The organism is Planococcus sp. SE5232, assembly GCF_050686535.1.
In the GTDB taxonomy this organism is placed as follows: domain Bacteria; phylum Bacillota; class Bacilli; order Bacillales_A; family Planococcaceae; genus Planococcus.
Window position 1 is genome coordinate 190,442 of sequence record NZ_JBOGCP010000005.1, and the last position, 19,177, is coordinate 209,618.

24 protein-coding genes and 1 riboswitch are annotated in these 19,177 nt (G+C 44.0%); of the genes, 20 read left to right on the forward strand and 4 right to left on the reverse strand.

Annotated features, from left to right (window positions below; genetic code table 11):
* Positions 1 to 4: 4 nt before the first annotated feature.
* The 3 genes from ACRC6Q_RS16840 (at position 5) to ACRC6Q_RS16850 (ending at position 2,188) form a co-directional block, all read left to right on the forward strand.
* Positions 5 to 271, forward strand: a complete 267-nt coding sequence (locus tag ACRC6Q_RS16840; protein WP_431467109.1) for a phage holin — start codon at positions 5 to 7, stop codon at positions 269 to 271.
* Positions 271 to 1,305 (forward strand): M15 family metallopeptidase, encoded by a 1,035-nt coding sequence (locus ACRC6Q_RS16845; protein ID WP_431467110.1) that lies wholly within the window; start codon positions 271 to 273, stop codon positions 1,303 to 1,305. The genes ACRC6Q_RS16840 and ACRC6Q_RS16845 overlap by 1 nt, the downstream gene beginning before the upstream one ends.
* A 694-nt stretch (positions 1,306 to 1,999) precedes the next feature.
* The gene (locus tag ACRC6Q_RS16850; protein ID WP_223641890.1) at positions 2,000 to 2,188 is read left to right on the forward strand and encodes a hypothetical protein; all 189 of its coding nucleotides are present in this window, start codon (positions 2,000 to 2,002) and stop codon (positions 2,186 to 2,188) included.
* 216 nt (positions 2,189 to 2,404) lie between these two features.
* Here the strand turns inward: ACRC6Q_RS16850 and ACRC6Q_RS16855 are convergent, their stop codons facing one another.
* On the reverse strand, positions 2,405 to 3,082 hold the full coding sequence (locus ACRC6Q_RS16855; RefSeq protein ID WP_431467111.1) for a DNA alkylation repair protein: 678 nt from the start codon (positions 3,080 to 3,082) through the stop codon (positions 2,405 to 2,407).
* Positions 3,083 to 3,303: 221 nt separating this feature from the next.
* Here ACRC6Q_RS16855 and ACRC6Q_RS16860 point away from each other — a divergent pair, with 221 nt between their 5' ends.
* The 10 genes from ACRC6Q_RS16860 (at position 3,304) to ACRC6Q_RS16905 (ending at position 12,856) form a co-directional block, all read left to right on the forward strand.
* Positions 3,304 to 4,164, forward strand: coding sequence for a DUF72 domain-containing protein (locus tag ACRC6Q_RS16860; RefSeq protein WP_223641894.1), 861 nt, complete (start codon positions 3,304 to 3,306; stop codon positions 4,162 to 4,164).
* Positions 4,164 to 4,991, forward strand: a complete 828-nt coding sequence (locus ACRC6Q_RS16865) for a sulfite exporter TauE/SafE family protein (RefSeq protein ID WP_431467112.1) — start codon at positions 4,164 to 4,166, stop codon at positions 4,989 to 4,991. Before ACRC6Q_RS16860 ends, ACRC6Q_RS16865 begins: the two co-directional genes overlap by 1 nt.
* A 12-nt stretch (positions 4,992 to 5,003) precedes the next feature.
* Complete coding sequence (locus ACRC6Q_RS16870) at positions 5,004 to 6,347, forward strand: bifunctional metallophosphatase/5'-nucleotidase (protein WP_431467113.1); 1,344 nt, start codon at positions 5,004 to 5,006, stop codon at positions 6,345 to 6,347.
* A 71-nt stretch (positions 6,348 to 6,418) separates the two neighbouring features.
* Positions 6,419 to 6,600, forward strand: a riboswitch (Lysine riboswitch).
* Positions 6,601 to 6,707: 107 nt separating this feature from the next.
* Positions 6,708 to 8,282 carry a Na+/H+ antiporter NhaC family protein gene (locus ACRC6Q_RS16875; protein WP_431467114.1) on the forward strand — a complete coding sequence of 525 codons (1,575 nt, stop codon included), beginning with the start codon at positions 6,708 to 6,710 and terminating at the stop codon, positions 8,280 to 8,282.
* A gap of 196 nt (positions 8,283 to 8,478) precedes the next feature.
* Positions 8,479 to 9,999 (forward strand): sodium-dependent transporter, encoded by a 1,521-nt coding sequence (locus ACRC6Q_RS16880; RefSeq protein ID WP_223641909.1) that lies wholly within the window; start codon positions 8,479 to 8,481, stop codon positions 9,997 to 9,999.
* A 15-nt stretch (positions 10,000 to 10,014) separates the two neighbouring features.
* Positions 10,015 to 10,146 (forward strand): methionine/alanine import family NSS transporter small subunit, encoded by a 132-nt coding sequence (locus ACRC6Q_RS16885; protein ID WP_223641911.1) that lies wholly within the window; start codon positions 10,015 to 10,017, stop codon positions 10,144 to 10,146.
* Between the two features lie 143 nt (positions 10,147 to 10,289).
* Entirely contained in the window at positions 10,290 to 11,213 is a 924-nt protein-coding gene (lipA, locus tag ACRC6Q_RS16890) for a lipoyl synthase (protein ID WP_223641927.1), read from the forward strand.
* Between the two features lie 15 nt (positions 11,214 to 11,228).
* On the forward strand, positions 11,229 to 11,555 hold the full coding sequence (locus ACRC6Q_RS16895; RefSeq protein ID WP_223641929.1) for a YutD family protein: 327 nt from the start codon (positions 11,229 to 11,231) through the stop codon (positions 11,553 to 11,555).
* Between the two features lie 82 nt (positions 11,556 to 11,637).
* Positions 11,638 to 12,093 (forward strand): DUF86 domain-containing protein, encoded by a 456-nt coding sequence (locus ACRC6Q_RS16900; protein ID WP_223641932.1) that lies wholly within the window; start codon positions 11,638 to 11,640, stop codon positions 12,091 to 12,093.
* Positions 12,083 to 12,856: a TIGR01457 family HAD-type hydrolase gene (locus ACRC6Q_RS16905; RefSeq protein WP_223641934.1), complete on the forward strand. Its 774-nt coding sequence runs from the start codon at positions 12,083 to 12,085 to the stop codon at positions 12,854 to 12,856. The genes ACRC6Q_RS16900 and ACRC6Q_RS16905 overlap by 11 nt, the downstream gene beginning before the upstream one ends.
* 130 nt (positions 12,857 to 12,986) lie before the next feature.
* Here the strand turns inward: ACRC6Q_RS16905 and ACRC6Q_RS16910 are convergent, their stop codons facing one another.
* On the reverse strand, positions 12,987 to 13,223 hold the full coding sequence (locus tag ACRC6Q_RS16910) for a YuzB family protein (RefSeq protein WP_223641936.1): 237 nt from the start codon (positions 13,221 to 13,223) through the stop codon (positions 12,987 to 12,989).
* Between the two features lie 152 nt (positions 13,224 to 13,375).
* Between ACRC6Q_RS16910 and ACRC6Q_RS16915 the strand changes: the two genes are divergently transcribed.
* On the forward strand, positions 13,376 to 14,443 hold the full coding sequence (locus ACRC6Q_RS16915; protein ID WP_223641938.1) for an NAD(P)/FAD-dependent oxidoreductase: 1,068 nt from the start codon (positions 13,376 to 13,378) through the stop codon (positions 14,441 to 14,443).
* A gap of 33 nt (positions 14,444 to 14,476) precedes the next feature.
* Here ACRC6Q_RS16915 and ACRC6Q_RS16920 read toward each other — a convergent pair whose 3' ends face one another.
* Positions 14,477 to 14,803 (reverse strand): YuzD family protein, encoded by a 327-nt coding sequence (locus ACRC6Q_RS16920; protein WP_223641940.1) that lies wholly within the window; start codon positions 14,801 to 14,803, stop codon positions 14,477 to 14,479.
* 83 nt (positions 14,804 to 14,886) lie between these two features.
* Here ACRC6Q_RS16920 and ACRC6Q_RS16925 point away from each other — a divergent pair, with 83 nt between their 5' ends.
* The 6 genes from ACRC6Q_RS16925 (at position 14,887) to ACRC6Q_RS16950 (ending at position 18,590) form a co-directional block, all read left to right on the forward strand.
* Positions 14,887 to 15,123, forward strand: a complete 237-nt coding sequence (locus tag ACRC6Q_RS16925; RefSeq protein ID WP_142828952.1) for a NifU family protein — start codon at positions 14,887 to 14,889, stop codon at positions 15,121 to 15,123.
* Positions 15,124 to 15,322: 199 nt separating this feature from the next.
* Positions 15,323 to 15,685 (forward strand): HesB/IscA family protein, encoded by a 363-nt coding sequence (locus tag ACRC6Q_RS16930; protein WP_223641942.1) that lies wholly within the window; start codon positions 15,323 to 15,325, stop codon positions 15,683 to 15,685.
* Between the two features lie 176 nt (positions 15,686 to 15,861).
* Positions 15,862 to 17,076: an NAD(P)/FAD-dependent oxidoreductase gene (locus ACRC6Q_RS16935; protein ID WP_431467121.1), complete on the forward strand. Its 1,215-nt coding sequence runs from the start codon at positions 15,862 to 15,864 to the stop codon at positions 17,074 to 17,076.
* Between the two features lie 138 nt (positions 17,077 to 17,214).
* Positions 17,215 to 17,712 (forward strand): NUDIX domain-containing protein, encoded by a 498-nt coding sequence (locus ACRC6Q_RS16940; RefSeq protein ID WP_223641944.1) that lies wholly within the window; start codon positions 17,215 to 17,217, stop codon positions 17,710 to 17,712.
* Between the two features lie 141 nt (positions 17,713 to 17,853).
* Positions 17,854 to 17,979 carry a YuiA family protein gene (locus ACRC6Q_RS16945; RefSeq protein ID WP_223641946.1) on the forward strand — a complete coding sequence of 42 codons (126 nt, stop codon included), beginning with the start codon at positions 17,854 to 17,856 and terminating at the stop codon, positions 17,977 to 17,979.
* A 281-nt stretch (positions 17,980 to 18,260) separates the two neighbouring features.
* On the forward strand, positions 18,261 to 18,590 hold the full coding sequence (locus tag ACRC6Q_RS16950; RefSeq protein ID WP_223641948.1) for a YuiB family protein: 330 nt from the start codon (positions 18,261 to 18,263) through the stop codon (positions 18,588 to 18,590).
* A gap of 51 nt (positions 18,591 to 18,641) precedes the next feature.
* Here the strand turns inward: ACRC6Q_RS16950 and ACRC6Q_RS16955 are convergent, their stop codons facing one another.
* Complete coding sequence (locus ACRC6Q_RS16955) at positions 18,642 to 19,118, reverse strand: divergent PAP2 family protein (RefSeq protein ID WP_223641950.1); 477 nt, start codon at positions 19,116 to 19,118, stop codon at positions 18,642 to 18,644.
* Positions 19,119 to 19,177 lie beyond the last annotated feature (59 nt).

Here is a 19,177-nt window from a genome sequence, read left to right on the forward strand (position 1 = left end):
TTATATGAAAATCAACTGGAAAGTAAGATTTCAGCACGGGCCATTCTTAGTGGCTCTTTTTTCGTTAGTATTAATTTTAGCGCAACAAGTTGCAGCAGCATTTGGATATGGAATTACCGAAGCATTCTCTGAACAGGCTACTGGTATTTTCAACACAGTGTTAAGCATCTTAGTATTGCTCGGCGTTGTATCCGATCCAGTAACAGAAGGTTTGTCAGATTCAGAACAGGCATTGAATTATAGTAAACCGAAGAGTGGGGGATATCGATAATGGCCAGAGTATCAGTTTTCACCCTCATTGAGCGTTCAGTAAATAACATGGGCGCCATCAATCCGAAAGTAAAAGATTTAGCGGTTGAATTAGTCATCCGTTCTTACCATATCGGCATTTATGTGCAAATAACCTCAGGACTACGGACATACGCACAGCAAACCAAACTTTACAATCAGGGCCGCACAACCTCAGGTAATGTCGTCACAAATGCAAAAGCTGGTCAGTCCATCCACAACTTCGGCCTTGCCATTGATTATGTACTTGTTTCTGAAGACGGAGATACGGCTTACTGGGACATCAATCGGAATATGAATGGGAACCAAGTACGTGATTGGTTTGAAGTCGCTGCCATCGGTAAGCAATTAGGGTTCGCGTGGGGTGGCGACTGGAAGTCTTTCAAAGATTATCCTCACTTGGATATGCAAAAGGGATACTCTCTCGCCACTCTGCGCAGCGGCAGTCGCCCTAGTATTCCAGGAGTACCTAAACGCGATTATCAAGGCGTAGGTGATTCTGGCTCTGACGTAATGAAGACGCAACAGAACTTGACTAAGGCTGGGTACAAGTGTACGGAAGATGGATACTACGGAGAAGGCACGGAAGAAGTTGTGAAGAAGTTTCAGCGAGCGAACGGGTTAACAGACGATGGGTTTTACGGCAGTTCATCTGTATCTAAAATGGCGGCAGTGCTAAGGAGTCCTGCTACGCCGTCCGTACAGAAGCCACCAGCAAATGTATCTACAAAACCAGAGGAGGAAATTTATATGGCAGAATTATTGAAATTAACAACAGGTGAAGGCAAGAACGCACAACTACGGGTATTGAAAAGGTTCGAGAAGAAAGACCCGGCCTTGTCCGATTCGTGGCGCAAAAAAGTTGAAGAGGGCACACTAACTATCAATGAAGGTCTTGAAATTATTTACGTTGCAATTGATCGAGGATATATTACAGGATTGGTAGATACAACAGCTTTGCAAGAGCGCGTGGAATCTTTGGAAGAGACGGCGAAAGAGAAAATAGAATTGAAATAACATCTTTTAGTTATTGCTCCAAATGTAAGAAAAGTCTATGATTAAACTACCCCCATATGGAGTGGGCACTGGTATTACTTCAGCCGATTGACTGTGGAAGGTTGACCGGCACAGTATATAATAGAAGAAAACCTCTCAGCTGCGGAAAACAGTGTGAGAGGTTTTTTGTTTGCCTATTTACACACAATAAAAATTTTTCTACACAAATTCTACACAAGGAAGAAGGGGAATGCTGTTATATCAACGTTAAAACGGCTTAAATAATGTCCTCCTGGGACATTATAGTTAGGAATTTTCTAATTCTTTTAGCAAACGATTTAATATACTATATTCACAGGTCATATAATAGAAGGAAAATGATTTTTGATACCACCTATGATACCGATAAGTGGTGAAAACAACGAAAATGACGAAAATAGACGTTCGTATATTTCAAGTTCCTTCTATTATACTCATTTCTTTCATAGCGTTCGCGAACTAATAGTCGAAATGGAAGGCTCTATCGGTTAATAGATTACTACCAAACCCTTGGCGTGACATTGTTCATGCCAAGGGTTATTTTTATGGATTTTTATCTAGAGCATGAGACTTCATCCACTATCTGCAAAAGGGGCTAGTTAACCGGGTACAGGTTTAGAGTCCTCACAAAGGGTATAGTAATCAAGAAAATCAATTTAAAGGAGGAATGCTATACATGAGTCAAACATTCGATGCATTAAAACAAAAGCTTAGTAACGCGGACCTGGGTCAAGCAAAAGAAGTCATGGAGCAAGCCAAACAAGCTTACGATGATGGAAAGATCGATGAAAATGAAAGAAATGAACTGCTGGAATCTGCTAAATCCGTTATAGGCGGCGGCAAAGGGCTCGGCGGATTATTTTAAAACACTAAACAAAAAAGTTCAGTCTGCTTGTTCAAATAATCTTTAGCGTACAGGAGGTACGCTAAAGATTATTTTTTTTGGTTAAATATGGAGAGCTCATGAAAAGCTGCGATAGACAGTGTTCTACGCTTAACCTTTAGTTAAAAACAATCAAATGTGATTTTTTATGCAGCTGAAATATACAAGCGTCCAGTAGGAGCAGCATATGCTGATTTTTTATGTTTTACTATTTTTTAGTGCCTCCCGTTTGCTGAGAGGCATCAATGCATGTTTTGTAACAAAGGATCGGACCCATTCGGCGTCGGTTTTCGCATATTCAGGCAAAGCCCAGCCGATTGATTTTTGGATGAAGAATTCTGGAGATGCAGCATGCTGCAGAATAATCATGCTCAGGACTGTTGTGTCGGTCTGTTGTTTATATTTCAATTGATGAAGAATGGCTGCGCGGTTTGTCCACATGTTCGGGGCTAAAGACCACTCGATCATGGCTTTTATGCCGGCAGTCCGCTCTGTCTGGATAACGTAGCCAAGTGTTCGTGGAGCAATGGAATCGACACTGTCCCACCAGGACTTTGTTTCAATCAACTGGCGAAGAAAAGGCAGCACTTCAAGGTTTAACTCTTTTTTCTTTTTTTCGAGCAATGCAATGGCCGCATACTGGTATTCGCGTTCCGGCAACCCGTAAATCTTCCACACTTCTTCTGCAATACATTCCGGTTCCGGAAGTTCATACTCCGAAAAAAACTCTTTCAGCAATGCTTTCCGCAAAGGCGTTTTAATACCAAGAAAGTCAAATTGATTTCTCATATAGGCGGCCATCGGAATAGCCAATTCTTCGTTTCGATGAGCTTCAAATTTCTGGATGAGTGCTTTGTGATCCCATGTTTTCTTCATTGTCGTTTCATCTCCTCTTCTTTTTAAAAAGTGCAGTACAGCCTAAAGTACACTATGAAGGAGCAATTGTCTTTTTTTCTAACCAAAGCGGTTTAGTATACATGCTTTATTACTGTTTCCTGAATAATGATGTCATTTCTGCTAAAGGAAATCTCTTAAAAAAAGACGTTCCTTTTTTTCTATGCTATCATAAAATAATAAAGAAAAATGGAGGCGGGACAATGATTTATGTAGGTTTGACGGGTTGGGGAGACCATCCGGATGTCTATAGCCCAGGCTCAAAGAAAACGGAAAAATTAATTGATTACAGTGCTCATTTTCCAATCGTCGAATTGGATTCTTCTTTTTATGCGGTTCAACCTGAACGGAATATCCGCAAGTGGATCGAGGAGACACCGGAACAGTTTCAGTTTATAGTAAAAGCCTACCAAGGGATGACAGGCCACCAGCGCGGAGAAAACCCCTTTGAAACGCGTGACGAAATGTTTGAAGCGTTCAGTAAATCGATACAACCATTGAAGAAAGCTGGTAAGCTCGGGATGGTACTGCTTCAGTTTCCGCCTTGGTTTGATTGCCAAAAGGACAATGTCGACCAGCTCCGGGAAATTACCGGGCGCCTGGAGGAATTTGATCTGGCGATCGAGTTTCGCCATCAGTCCTGGTACGCCAATGGCATGAGCGAAAAAACGCTGGATTTTCTGCGGGACAATAATCTGATCCATTCGGTCTGTGACGAGCCGCAAGCAGGAGACGGCTCTGTTCCGCTGGTTCCGATCTCGTCAAGAAAAGATAAGGTATTGCTGCGTATACATGGCCGCAATGTCCATGGCTGGCTGAATCCGGGGCATGGACAGAAGTGGCGGGAAGTCCGTTATCTCTATGATTACAATAAAGAAGAACTTGAGGAAATCAGCCGAGCGGTAAAAGCATTGGCTGACACGACTGAAAATGTCTATGTAATCTTCAATAATAATTCTGGAGGGCATGCAGCAGGCGATGCCAAAGAGTTCCAGAAAATGAATGAACTTTCGTTTGATGGGCTTTCGCCGAAGCAGATGGATCTATTTGAAGGAGGATTTTGATGGTTTTTTTGATCATGGCGCTTGTTGGAGTGATTTCCGGCATCGTTGGCGCTTTGATAGGTCTTGGTGGAGGCGTTATACTGGTACCGGCTTTACTGTTTCTGGGCACCAGCTTTGCATTTTTTCCAGAGCTTTCACCTCAGAAAATTGTCGGCTTGTCCGTCATCATGATGATTTTTACTGGCCTTTCTTCTACATTAGCTTATATGAAAGTCCGGACGGTCGATTATAAAAGTGGACTTATTTTCTTTGCAGGCAGTGCACCGGGCACAGTGATTGGTGCTTTCGTCAATAAAAACCTGGATTTGCCTTCATTTAATCTGTATTTTGGTATTCTTTTAGTATTGCTGTCCCTGCTCTTGCTTATGCGTGATCGCCTCAAGGCTGTTCACTGGTTTGTTGACAATGGGCGTAAGACAACATTCACCGATAAACAAAATGAACAGTTCATTTACGGTTATCCCATCTGGTTTGCCTTGCTGCTGACCTTTTTTGTGGGATTCGCTTCAGGATTGTTCGGGATCGGCGGCGGATCGATTATTGTACCTGCCATGATTCTCTTGTTTCTCTTTCCGCCGCACGTGGCGATCGGCACTTCCATGTTTATGGTCTTTTTATCAGCCATTGTCAATTCTGCAACGCATATTTCACTGGGGCATGTGCCGTGGGTCTATACGCTTGCCGTTGTTCCCGGCGCGTATATCGGTGCAAAAATAGGGGCCAAATTAAACAAACGCCTCAATTCGGAAATGCTGGTGACGATTTTGCGCCTGGTATTGCTGGTACTGGGATTGCGATCGATTTACGAAGGAATATTCAGTTCTTAAAGAGGTGTTTTCATGAGCGAAACTATTCATATTTACCATACGAATGATCTGCATAGCCATTTTACAAATTGGCCGCGCATCAAGTCTTTTTTAGCTGAGCGGAAAAGGTGGCACGAAGAAGAAGGGGACGTCTGCCTGATTTTGGATATCGGAGACCATGTCGACCGATCGCATCCTTATACGGAAGGCACATCTGGGAAAGGCAATGTGCTGCTATTGAACGAAGCGGAATATGATGCCGTTACGATCGGCAATAATGAAGGCATCACGCTGTCTAAAGAAGAACTGAACGACTTGTATGTCCAGGCTGATTTTGAAGTGGTGGTATCGAATCTATTCGATTTTCAAGGCAACCGGCCGGATTGGGCAAAGCCTTCCCATATTATTCGTACGATGAATGGAACACGCATCGGACTGGTCGGGGCGACTGCAGAGTTTACTCCATTCTACCGCAAATTGGGCTGGCAGATAACAGACGCTAAAGAGTCGATCATCCAGGCAGTGAAAGAGATTGAAGGACAGGCTGATCTGATTATCTGTCTTTCGCACCTTGGCATCAAAGAAGATGAATTGTTGGCAGAGCTTTGTCCACAGATCAACATCATCCTGGGAGCCCATACGCACCACGTTTTCCATGAAGGAAAATGGCTGGGAGATACACTGCTAGGGGCTGCAGGGAAATTCGGCTTTTATATTGGCCAGATTACTGTAGATGAGAAGTTCGGTAAATCCTCAGCGCAGCTGATTGAGACTTCCGGATTGCGTGAAGTGGAAAAAGGCTTCGATGATTATTTGGTAGAGCAAGGGAAAAACCAGATGGATGAGCTGGTTTTTCAAAGTACAAAAATTTTGAAAGCTGAGTGGTTTAAGGATTCCGAACTTGGCGCTTTATTCGGAAAAGCGCTGATCGAGTTTGCCGGAGCGGATTGTGCTTTGTTCAATGCAGGGATCTTTATGGAAGACATGCCGGAAGGCGCCCTGACACGCTACGATTTCCACAAAATGCTGCCGCATCCTATCAACCCCTGCCTTGTCGAGTTAAGTGGAGCGGAATTGAAAGAGATTTACCTGCAATCCCTGAATTCGGAATGGCCGCAGCTCGAATTGAAAGGAATGGGTTTCCGGGGTGTAGTATTCGGCAAAATGATTCATATGAATATGGAGATCATCGACCACCGATTTTACATCAATGGACAAGTGGCGGTGCACGATCAAATTTATCGCTTGATCACGTTGGACATGCTGACGTTCGGCTATTTCTTCCCAAGCTTGAAAAGAGCTGCGAAAACGTATTTCATGCCCGAGTTTCTGAGGGATGTCTTCAGTCAGTATTTTCATAGCAAAGCCTTGAAGTAGAGAGAATGTTCAGAGTATATCCGCATTTGATTTTGTTTTAATTTTGAGCTATGCTAACAAAGAACTATATATTGGTGGGTAGAGGCTGCAGAACTGATCAGTAGGATGCGCGAGTTTGACCGCGTGGAACGCATCTGAAAGGGAGTTTTGCCGAAATTCATTTTCCGAGGTCTAAGGAAATGGATTGGGGTCATTCTGAACAAGAATGTCACTGTCATTTAAGCGCAAGCTAAAATGGAGAGCTACAGGGTTGTTTGATGTTTACCGCACAGACGAATTGTAGAAGGCTGACTTATCCAACTGGAGAGGTCGGCCTTTTTTTTCTCATTTTTCACCCATCAAAAACAAGGAGGAAGATTCATGGAGAATACGATTTTTTCGATTTTGCCGCCGATCATCGCCATCGTAATGGTGTTGCTGACTCGCCGCGTATTGTTGTCGCTCGGTACGGGGATTGTTGCAGCAGCGGTGATTCTGACATGGTTTGCGCCAATTGCAGCCTTGCAGGAGCTTGTCACATCATTCGCGATCATTTTTTGGGACGGAGGCTTTAACGCCTACAATGTCTTTATCATTCTTTTTCTGTTATTGCTGGGCATCATTACAGCATTCGTCAGCCTGTCGGGAGGAAGCCATGCTTTTGCTGAATGGGCTTCGACACGCATTAAGTCCCGCAGAGGAGCAAAAGTTCTGACAGTGGTTTTGGGCATGGTCATCTTCATCGATGACTATTTCAATGCACTCGCAGTCGGGCAAGTAGCGCGTCCGATTACGGACCGTTACAAAGTATCACGTGCGAAACTTGCATACTTCATCGATTCGACTGCTGCACCGGTCTGCGTGGTTTCTCCAGTATCAAGCTGGGGTGCTGCCATCATCGGCATCATTGCAACCATCTTAGCCGGCCAGACCTTCGTGGAATATTCCGCGCTGGAAGCTTTTCTTTGGATGGCACCGATGAACTTCTATGTTGTCGCTTCATTGGCCATCGTCTTCTTTGTCGCCATACGTGATGTCGATTTTGGAGAGATGAAGAAACACGAAGTGTTGGCAATTACCAAAGGGCAGCTTTTTGATCCTGAAAAAACGATCCCCGGTGAAATGAAAGAAGATTTCCCGTCGCATAATCATGGTCATATGAGAGACTTATTGCTTCCGATCCTGTTGTTGATTGTCGGGACTGTAGGTGCGATGGTTTGGACTGGCTATCAGAATGCCGGACAAGTGTTCGATATCTGGCTGATTTTCGAAAATACCGATGTACCTGCTTCTTTATTGGCCGGAGGGATATTAGGGGCACTGACTTCGATTATTCTTTATGCGATGCAAATCAAGAGCAATAAAAAAGCTAATGCCGGTTGGATCGGCAAAGGCATTTGGGCAGGCATCAAATCAATGATGGGCGCGGTGCTGATTTTGATATTTGCCTGGTCGCTGACTTCTTTGATCGGATCGCTCGAAACGGGTACGTATTTGGCTGGTGTGGTTTCTGAAGGTAACGTTCCTACAGCCATTCTGCCTGTGCTATTATTTGTCTTAGCTGGTGTTATGGCGTTCTCTACAGGAACATCATGGGGATCATTCGGTATCCTTTTACCGATTGCCGGAACCATCATGATCGAAGCCGAACCATCATTGCTGTTGCCGGCATTATCAGCTGTTCTAGCCGGTGCTGTCTTTGGAGATCATTGTTCACCGATTTCCGATACGACGATCCTTTCATCAACTGGAGCCGGGAGCAATCATATGGATCACGTGTTGACACAGATCCCTTATGCTTTAACGGCTGCTGGGATTGCTTCCATAGGGTATATAGTCATAGGTTTCACGGGTTCCTTGCTGATTTCTTTAGGTGTGGTCTTAGTGGTACTCGCAGTGCTGTTCCTCGTCTGGTCACAACGGACAACTATTATTGAAAAACAACAAAATGCATAAAGAAAACAAGGCAGAGAAGCTAATTCTCTGCTTTTTTACTTTCGTCGCAATAGTTTTTTTGAAATATATCGCGAATTCATCTTTACTTTGAGGGTGCCGCTCGGTATACTATTTTTAGATTAACTAATAATCTGAAAACATTCAAAATTCCTATTTTTATGTAAATAAAATGGGAAAAAACAAAGGGGGAAGAGAGATGGAACGTTCGCAATGGGGTACACGTGCCGGCTTTATTATGGCTGCCGTTGGCTCTGCAGTAGGTTTAGGGAACATTTGGCGTTTTCCATATGTTGCGTATGAAAATGGCGGGGGTGCATTTTTCATACCGTATCTTTTTGCATTATTGACTGCAGGGATACCGATACTAATACTTGAATTTACCATTGGCCATAAGTACCGTGGCTCAGCACCGTTATCATTCTTCAGAATGGGCGGAAAGAAATTGGAATGGCTTGGATGGTGGGCCGTTTTCGTGTCCTTTGTCATATCTGTATACTATGCCGTCATTATCGCCTGGGCAATGCGCTATACTATATTCTCATTCAACCAGGCATGGGGTACAGATACACAGGACTTCTTGTTCAATGAATTTCTGCAGCTGACAGTTCAACCAGGACAAACTGGTGGAATTGTGTGGGGTGTATTTATTCCTTTAGCTCTGGTATGGATCATTACATTAGGAATCCTGCTTGCTGGAGTCAAAAAAGGTATCGAAATGGCTAACCGCATTTTCATACCGACCTTACTGATCATTTTCTTCGCAGTAGTGGTTCGGGCTGTTACATTAGATGGAGCTTTAGTAGGATTGGAAGCGTTCTTCCAGCCGAATTTCGAAGCTATAATGGATCCAACGGTTTGGGTGGCAGCCTATGGGCATATTTTCTTCAGTTTGTCTGTAGCATTTGCCATCATGATCACGTACTCCAGTTATCTGCCTAAAAAGTCGGATATCACGAACAACGCATTCATCACCGGATTTGCCAACTCGAGTTTTGAGCTGCTTGCCGGTATCGGTATTTTTGCCGCTCTTGGTTTTATGGCCTCTCAACAGGGAGTGGCGGTCGGTGACGTTGCTACAGCTGGTGTAGGACTAGCATTTGTGGTTTTCCCACAGATCATCAATGAGTTTCCCGGCTTTAACGGCTTGTTCGGATTCTTGTTCTTCTTGTCTTTAACGCTGGCCGGATTGACATCACTGATTTCAATTACGGAAACCTATGTTGCTGGATTCTCTGAAAAGTTTGGTATTTCCCGTAAAAAGGCAGTGCTTTTCGGAGGCGGTCTAGCGGCTTTGATTTCCATCCTATTTGCTACACAGGGTGGTTTGTACTTCTTGGATCTTGCGGATTACTTCATCAACCAATTCGGTGTTGCCGCAATCGGTCTTGTGGAAGTTGTACTGGTCATCTGGGTATTCCGCAAAGCGGATCTTCTCAAGGGACATGCCAACGAAATCTCAGACATCCACTTGGGTGCTTGGTGGAAGTTCAGTCTGGGAATCATCACGCCAATCGTTTTAGGCTACATGATGTTCGGGTTGCTTAGACTCAATATCCTGAAAGAGTTTGATACAGAAACCGGAAACTATGAAGGATATTCTGATATGTTTACTTTATCAGGCGGTGTAGCAGTAGCTGCAGCTGCACTGATCTTCGGAATTATCATCTCTCTTGGCAAATGGCATAAAGAGCAGGGAGAATACGACGAACGCAATTAAAAGGAGGAGCTTCATATGACTATGAGTTCAATTGTAGTAATGATTATCGGTATGGTCATCATTTGGGGCGGCTTAGCTGCCAGCATCATTCATGCAATCAGCAGCAGCAAAAAGAACAAAGCAAGAGACGCTGCAGATAACGTATAATTTACAAGCCCGGAAACTTCTAGTTTCCGGGCTTTTTCATGTTTTTAGAGTTATAGGGGAACTTGTGAGGAGTAGGTTTATATGATACATTTGGAACAGAACCGGATTCCATACATAAATCAGATAGATAGGGGACGATGTGCGTGTCAACAAAGCAGGAACATCTTAGAAAGCCCGATTGGTTAAAGATTAAACTCAACACCAATGAAAACTATACGGATTTAAAAAAAATGATGCGGGAAAACAACCTCAATACGGTTTGCGAAGAAGCGAAATGTCCGAATATCCATGAATGCTGGGGCACTCGGAGAACGGCTACATTTATGATTCTCGGCGCTGTTTGTACGAGAGCCTGCCGTTTTTGTGCAGTAAAAACAGGATTGCCGAATGAATTGGATCTCCAGGAACCGGAACGTGTAGCGGCTTCTGTAAAAATGATGAACCTGAAACATGCAGTCATCACAGCGGTAGCGAGAGACGATTTGAAAGACGGAGGTTCAGCGGTCTTTGCCGAAACCATCCGGGCGATCAAACGCGCCAATCCGTTTACAACTGTTGAAGTTCTTCCGTCTGATATGGGTGGAATCTACGAAAATCTGGAACGGTTGATGGATGCAAAACCGGATATTTTAAATCACAATATCGAAACAGTCCGTCGCTTGACTCCAAGAGTAAGAGCACGCGCTAAATACGATCGTTCACTTGAGCTTTTGAAGCGTTCGAAAGAGCTGCATCCGGAAATTCCGACGAAATCTTCTCTGATGATCGGTTTAGGCGAAACAAAAGAAGAGATTATTGAAGTTATGGATGACCTACGTGCAAATGATGTCGATATTATGACAATTGGCCAATACCTCCAGCCTTCTAAAAAACATTTGAACGTACAGAAATATTATTCGCCGAAGGAATTTAAGGAATTCTGGGAGATTGCGATGACTAAAGGGTTCTCGCATTGCCAGGCAGGCCCTCTAGTCCGAAGCAGCTATCATGCGGATGAGCAAGTCAATGCAGCTGCGAAAGAGCGCCAGCGCCTCGGAGAAGAGCAAGCAGCTGCTATAAACAGCTAATGGATGGTGAGATAATTGATCACATTGGATCAGTGGAATTATGACATATTAATCGATTACCGGGAAGGCTTCCAAGAGGAGGCAATAACCGCGCGCTTCAGCGAAATCTTATCCAAATATGATTATATTTTGGGAGATTGGGGCTATGGACAACTGCGGTTAAAAGGCTTTTTTGAAGATACCAACCATAAAGCGACTTACGATACAAAAATCAGCACATTGCAGGACTACCTTTATGAATACTGCAATTTTGGCTGTGCTTATTTTGTCATAAAGAAAGTCGGTAAAGCAGCACCACCGATCGAAGTAATAGAAGAGCAGGCCCCCGAAGCGGATGTTTAATCCGCCGGGGGTTTTTTCGTGCATTATGATATGATAAAGGAAGTAATGAAAGATTTTCAAACGCCTATTGGAGGGTATTTTTATGTATTTTATTGACCGCAGCAAAATAACTGAAACGATTCAGTACATGAATTCCTTATTGGAATTTTACGAAAGCAACGAGCAATGGACAACAGTCGGGGAGCAGCTTGCATTGGAGCGTGCAGGCGCCAATCTTATCGAATCGATGATCGATGTCGGGAACTCGATGATTGACGGTTTCATCATGCGCGACCCTGGAAGCTATGATGACATCATCGATATTTTAGTGGATGAAAAAGTGATTACAGAAGAAATGGACCAACCGCTGAAACAAGTTATTGCCTTGCGGAAAATGTTGGTTCGGGAATTTATGAAAGTGGATCACCAGGCAATTATAAATGCAATCGATGAGAATCTGGAGTCGTTGAAGGCATTCGGACCAAAAGTTGAGCATTATCTAGTTCACGAGTTAGGACCGGTTTCGGCATTTATACCGGAAGCGAACGATGGCAACTAGAAAAGAATATCGAGCCTATTGCCTGGATTTGGATGGGACAGTTTATCGGGGAACTGAAGCAGTTGAAGAGGCGGCAGACTTTATCGGACGTCTGCAGCAAAAAGGGATTGAACCTTTTTTCATCACCAATAATGCTTCGATGACCCAGCAGCAATTGCAGGAGAAGATGGCTGGTTTCGGAATTACAGCAAAAAGAGAACGCATCATGTCTTCAGCCATTGCTGCGGCAAAATACATCAACCGTTGGTATCCGGGGCGCACAGTCTATATGATCGGGTCGGAAGGGCTGGATCAGGCGCTGCGCCAGGAAGGGCTAGAACGAGTTGAAAAGCAGGCTGGCATCGTGTTGATGGGAATCGACCGGAACATCACCTATGATAAATTGGCGACTGCCTGCTTGGAGATTCGAAAAGGGGCTGTCTTCTTATCGACTAACCAGGACTTGGCTTTTCCTTCTGAAAAAGGCTTTTTGCCAGGCAACGGAGCATTTACCACATTGGTGTCCGCTTCGACAGATGTGGATCCCATCTATATCGGCAAACCTGAAATTCATATGCTGGAAGCGATCCAGCACGAGTCTGGATTTCAGAAGAGCGAGATGGTGATGATCGGGGACAATTACGATACGGATATCCAAGCGGGAATCCGTTTTGGAATCGACACGATCCATGTCAACACGGGTGTCAGCCGAATGGAAACCGTATTGGAAAAAGAGCATCCTCCGAGCTTCGCGATTGAAAACCTTGGATTTTGGGAATTATAAATTGAGACTGAAGTTATAAACATAAAAGCCCGGCAGAACGACAAAAAATCGTCTTGCTGGGCTTCGTGTTATCAACAGGCTATAGCGCTGTCTATTCTTCGGACAGCAAAAAAAGCCGTTTTTCAACGGCTTAAAATAAGGGGTTTTCCTCTATGAATTCATAGACTTTTTTTGTCAGCTCTTCAGGGGATTCCGCTTCAACGATTTCTCCATTTACCAATGCATAGAGAGACTCGGAACATTTTGTGCAATAGCTTAAACAGCCGTATTCCAAAACATCAAGATTTGGGTCCCGTTCGAGTTTTTCAAAAGAATCTTGTGCGCCATTGGCGATATTACTGATGCAAAATTCAACAATCGGTTTCATTCTAAGTCACCTCACTACAACGAAATCCTACCTTTTTTCGAGGCTGGAGTCAATTAATTGATTTCTAGCGAAAGCATTGTGAAAGTTATCACAATCAGCTATACTCATATGTGAGAAATTGATGAGACAGATGAAAGTTAAAGGAGATTTTTATGCGAAAATTAGTCTTACTTGGTGGCGGTTACGGCAATATGCGGATTTTGCTTCGTTTGTTGCCAACCAGCCTTCCACAAGATGTAGAAATTATTTTAATTGACCGTACGCCCTTCCACAGCATGAAGACAGAATTCTATGCGTTGGCAGCCGGTACAGAGTCGGACCAGGAAGTCCGCGTTCCTTTCCCGGAGCATGAGCGGTTGACGGTCGTAAACGGTGAAATACTGGAAATTGGGCTTCAGGAAAAATGTATTTTCATGGAGAATGGTGACCGTATTGCATACGATGATTTAGTGATCGGCTTGGGTTGTGAAGATAAGTACCACAACGTACCGGGAGCGGATGAATTTACTTACAGCATCCAGACCATCGGGAAATCACGTGCTACTTATCAGGCTCTGCTTGGCTTGCCTTCAGGTGCGGTGGTAGGCGTAGTGGGAGCAGGGCTCAGCGGAATTGAACTTGCCAGCGAATTGCGAGAAAGCCGGAGTGATTTGAAAATCAAGCTGTTTGACCGAAGCCCACGGATCCTTCGTGACTTTCCAGAGCGCTTGAGCAACTTCGTCAAAAAATGGTTTGAAAATCATAATGTCGATGTGGTCTCGAATTCCAATATCACACAAGTGGAGCCAAATATGCTTCATAACCACGAAGAGACGATTCCAGTGGATGCTGTTGTTTGGACAGCTGGTATCCAACCGGTCAAGCCAGTGCGTGACCTAGGTCTTGAAAGTGATGCCAGCGGACGTGTGGTCATCAACCAATACCATCAGTTGCCGAACGACGAGCATGTTTATGTAGTGGGCGATTGTGCGGCATTGCCGATGGCGCCTTCTGCACAGTTGGCGGAAGAACAGGCAGAGCAGATCGTCAAAGTATTGAAATCCACATGGAAAGGCGAGGAATTGCCTGAAACCATGCCGGAGATCAAGCTGAAAGGTTTCCTTGGCTCTCTTGGCAAAAAGCAAGGCTTCGCTTATTTGGCGGATCGTACCGTTACGGGCCGCATCGCCCGTCTGATGAAATCAGGCGTATTATGGATGTATAAATGGCATAACGGATAATAAGAAAAAGCGCTCAATTACGAGCGCTTTTTCTTATTTTACTTCTGCAAATCCATGCTTTTCAAGTTCACGGTAGACTGGTTTCAATTGTACGTAGCCTTCACCGACAACTTCTCCTTCGACCAATACCAGCGGATAAAAGAATTCGTCGTCCAATATGCGCTGTGCATAGTCTTTCTGGTGCTCAAGTGTGAGAGGTTTCTCAATGTCGATATAGGTAATTGAAAATGGCTGATCTTTGTATTTCCTTGAGATGGCGGCTTCCAGCCATTCATACGTGTCGATTGAAGAGGGTGCATTGACACAACTAGCACAGATCACATCGGTTCCATAGACTTCAATGGATACTTCTTTCTGCATAATTTTGAACCTCCTGTGAATTCATTAGTGGCTTTTTCTTTCTAATCACATTATAATGATTATAATGAAAGGAGTCGATATAAATGACTGAAGCTTTGATTGAAGATCAAGTAATGGAAGTCTTAGATAAATTACGTCCATTCCTTTTGCGTGACGGGGGAGACTGTGAACTTGTTGATGTAGAAGATGGTATCGTAAAACTTCGTCTGCTCGGTGCATGCGGAAGCTGCCCAAGCTCGACAATTACATTAAAAGCAGGGATTGAACGTGCGTTAGTGGAAGAAGTTCCTGGTATAGTAGAAGTAGAACAAGTATTTTAATGCCAAGGGACCTTTTAAGGTCCCTTTTTCTGTATAAAGTAAACACACTCATGCTAAGGCAATAGATTTTGGGGAGTAACCAAAATCGGATGATGCAGCTCCAAATTAAATATTTCACTTAACCTGGCTGTTCGAAGGTGGACGACTTGAATAATAGTGGAAATGATTGCTATGATAAATGATAAGGATGGTGATTGAATTGACAGAAGTAGTTGAAATTACAGAAGCAGCCTCATTCCAGGTAAAAGAGATGATGCGCCATAACGAGGAGGAAGGATCCTTCTTGCGTGTTGCTGTAAAAGGCGGTGGATGCAGCGGTTTAACATACGGAATGGGATTTGAACAATCTAAAGGTGAAGAAGATGATCTTTATGAGCAGTTCGGAGTCCCGATACTTATCGCGAAAGAAGATGCTCCGATTTTAAAAGGGACAGTCGTTGACTATAAACAGTCATTGATGGGAGGCGGCTTTACGATTGAAAATCCGAATGCCATCGCTTCATGTGGCTGTGGAACTTCATTCCGTACCGCCAAAAAAGCAGGAACTCCAGAGAATTGTTAAAAGTCGGTCACAAACCGGCTTTTTTGTTGTGGATAAGTCTGCGATAAACGCAATAACCGGTTGAAATCATGCGGTATAAGGTCTAATATAGAGTGTAGATGTTTATCGGTGCGCCAAGGTTTTACCGCTTTGTCGATAATCGATTAAAAAATGACTTGAAGGTGGTTGCGATTGTATTGAAAAGACCGTCAATATTAGTATTAGGAGCAGGTTATGGTGGATTGACTACTGTAGTGAACCTGCAAAAAGTTCTTGGCACAGATGCTGCGGACATAACATTGATCAATAAAAACGAATACCATTATGAGAGCACATGGCTGCATGAAGCAGCAGCAGGAACTTTGCTTCCTGATCAGGTGCGTTACGATATTAAAGACGTTATCGACAGCGTCAAAGTGAAGTTTGTACAAGCGACTGTTGAAGCAATCGATGTGGTCGGCAAGAAAGTCACTACAGACAATGGCGAATTTACATACGATTACATTGTCATTGCACTAGGCTTTGAAGGCGAGACTTTTGGCATTGAAGGCCTCGACAAATATGCTTTGTCAATTGCGAACGTAAAAGCCGCACGTTATATCCGTGAGCACATTGAATTCCAATTTGCTACATGGTCTGCAGAACCAGTAAAAGATGACAGCCGTCTGACAATTATCGTTGGTGGAGCTGGATTCACTGGGATCGAATTCCTTGGGGAATTAGCTAACCGTGTACCTGAACTGTGTAAAGAGTTTGATGTGCCACGTGAAAAAGTGCGGGTTGTTTGTGTGGAAGCCGCACCAATGGTATTGCCTGGCTTCGATCCGGAGCTTGTCAACTATGCAGTAGGCCATTTAGAATCTAAAGGAATCGAATTCTCCATCGGTACACCGGTTGTTGAAGCGACTCCAGAAGGCGTTAAAATCAAAAAAGGCGATGATGAGTTTGAATTCATCAAAGCTGGTACAGTCGTTTGGGCTGCAGGCGTACGCGGCAACCGATTGATTGAAGCGACTCCAATCGAAAATATGCGTGCCCGCGTGAAAGTCGAAAATGACTTGCGTGCTCCAGGTTACGATGATGTTTTCATTATCGGTGACTGTGCATTGATGATCAACGAAGAAACGAATCGCCCGTACCCACCAACCGCACAGATTGCTATGCAACAGGGTGAAAGCGTTGCGAAGAACTTAAAAGCATTGATTAATGAGGAAACAACGATTGAATTTGTTCCTGATCTAAAAGGAACGGTTTGCTCCCTTGGTGATGACGATGCGATCGGTGTTGTTTTCGGTAAGAAAGTTACAGGCAAACGAGCGTCATTCATGAAGAAAATGATCGATAATCGTGCATTGCTCATGATCGGCGGACCTATGCTGGTATTGAAAAAAGGTAAATTCAACGTTCTGTAAGCTGGATGAACCAAGCTCCCTTAGCGGGGAGCTTTTTTGATAACTTCAGTATAATATTTTAAATCGCTTCATAATTTACCATTCAAGCCTCCGGTGCATTTGCTGGAGGCTTGTCTGTTTTAAAAGGGGGATAGCGTTGTGGCAAATACGAAACGTGGAAATGTTTGGCTGGGAGCAGCTGGACTGGTGGTGAATTCCAAAGGGCAATGGCTGGTGGTCAAAAAAAGATACGGCGGCTTGCATGGGAAGTGGTCTCTACCCGCTGGATTTGTACAAGGTTTTGAAACGATTGACGAGGCAGTTCTAAGGGAAGTAAAAGAAGAAACTGGGATTGACTGTGAGCTGATGGGAATGATCGGTTTTCGTTCAGGAGTCATTCGCGAGGAAATCAGCGACAATATGGCGATTTTCTTATTGAAGGCAGAGAGCGAAGAGCAGCCCATTGTTGCGCAATTGTCCGAGCTCTATCTGGCGGACTGGGTGTCGCCGGCAGCCTTATCAAGCGATGCAGAAGCTTCCGTCATGCTGCATGAAATGGCTTCTTATGTTCTGGAAGAAGGGCTGGAGGCGATCGAGGATGTAGATCCCGGCAAAGTCTTCGGCTATTCCGCATACAAACTGTTTTTTAAAAAATAGAGGATTAAAAAGAAATAAAGAGTAAATAAAAGAAAAAAGCTCTTGTTACCGTTTACATTTCTATCTTTTCAGTTGCGCTCAAAAGGGTCCTGTGCTATATTATCAGAATATTACAAACAAGAACAGAAGGAGGTGTTTCGGATGACGATCTTCAAAAAGGTTAAAAACGTCAATCAATGCCCTTATTGCTCAGGACAAGGATATTTTCAATTGCGACTGGGCGGTTCAGAAACGTGCTCCTGCTGTTCGGGTTCAGGGAAAAAATAAATTGAAAAGTTAGAAGCGATCGGGTCTAGTAAAGCCGATCGCTTCTTTTTATTTGGAGTGGATTTCTGAGAAGGCTTTTTCCGCTTTTCGGTGTCCAGACTCCGGCGCCCAACTCTTTGGGTCATAAGCCAACTCAGCTGCGTGGCAAAGAACGTCACTCTGCTATTGGCTGCCTTCGCTTTTCTAGTATAAGTGACAAAGCGATGAACTCTGTTCTGCTGGATTGAAAGCCTTTGTTTTTTCGGGTAAACTGATGGAAGGAATAACGGAGGTTAGAGTTCATGAACAGTTCATTCACGATTGTGCAATTGATTATTTCCATGTTGCTTTTTTATGTTATGTTTTTCGGAATCGGTTTTTTATTGAATATGTTGCTTCGGATGACCTGGCTGATGGCTGTGGTTTATCCGGTCGTTATCTTACTCGTAGTGGATGATGTAGGCGTTTTCGATTATTTCACGAATCCAGGGGAATCCTTCTCGATGTTGGGGGACACCATTACTTCCATGACAGGCAGTGATATCGCCGTCTTGCTTGCTGGCTGGGCTGGTGCCATCACATCAGGTTTTGTCATGAAAATCCTTCGAAAAATGGGTTATCAGATGTTTTAATAAAAAACGCCGATCCGGTCATCCGGGTCGGCATTTTTTGATTGGTTATTGTTATGGGAGCATACCGTAAAAAATAAAGGAAATGGCTATACCTGTTAAAGCACCCATAAAAACTTCACTCGGTTTATGGCCAAGCAGGGTCTTCAGTTCCTGGATCTTTTCTTCTTCCTTTTTCTTTGGCCATTTTCTGGTTTCATCCATAAAGAGATAGATGTCCTGGCGCATCTTGTTGATGGTCAAGGCTTGCTGGCCTGCTTGAAAGCGGACACCGGTGGCATCGTACATGGTAATGACGGCAAACATCGTCGAGACCGCGAATATTGTGGAGGAAACACCGTGTTCAAAAGCTACGGCAGTCGTTAAAGAAGTGACCGCTGCTGAATGTGAACTTGGCATGCCGCCAGTCGATGAAAAGAGCTTCCAGTCAAGCTCACGTGTTACGGCATACTGGATGGGGATTTTTACGAATTGGGCAAATACGATCGCGAATAGGGCGATCATAAGAGGGAGGTTAGAGAAAATTTCCATACGGGGCCACAGCCTTTCTGTTAAAAATATGTTCCCATAGTATAACATAGACGGTAAAT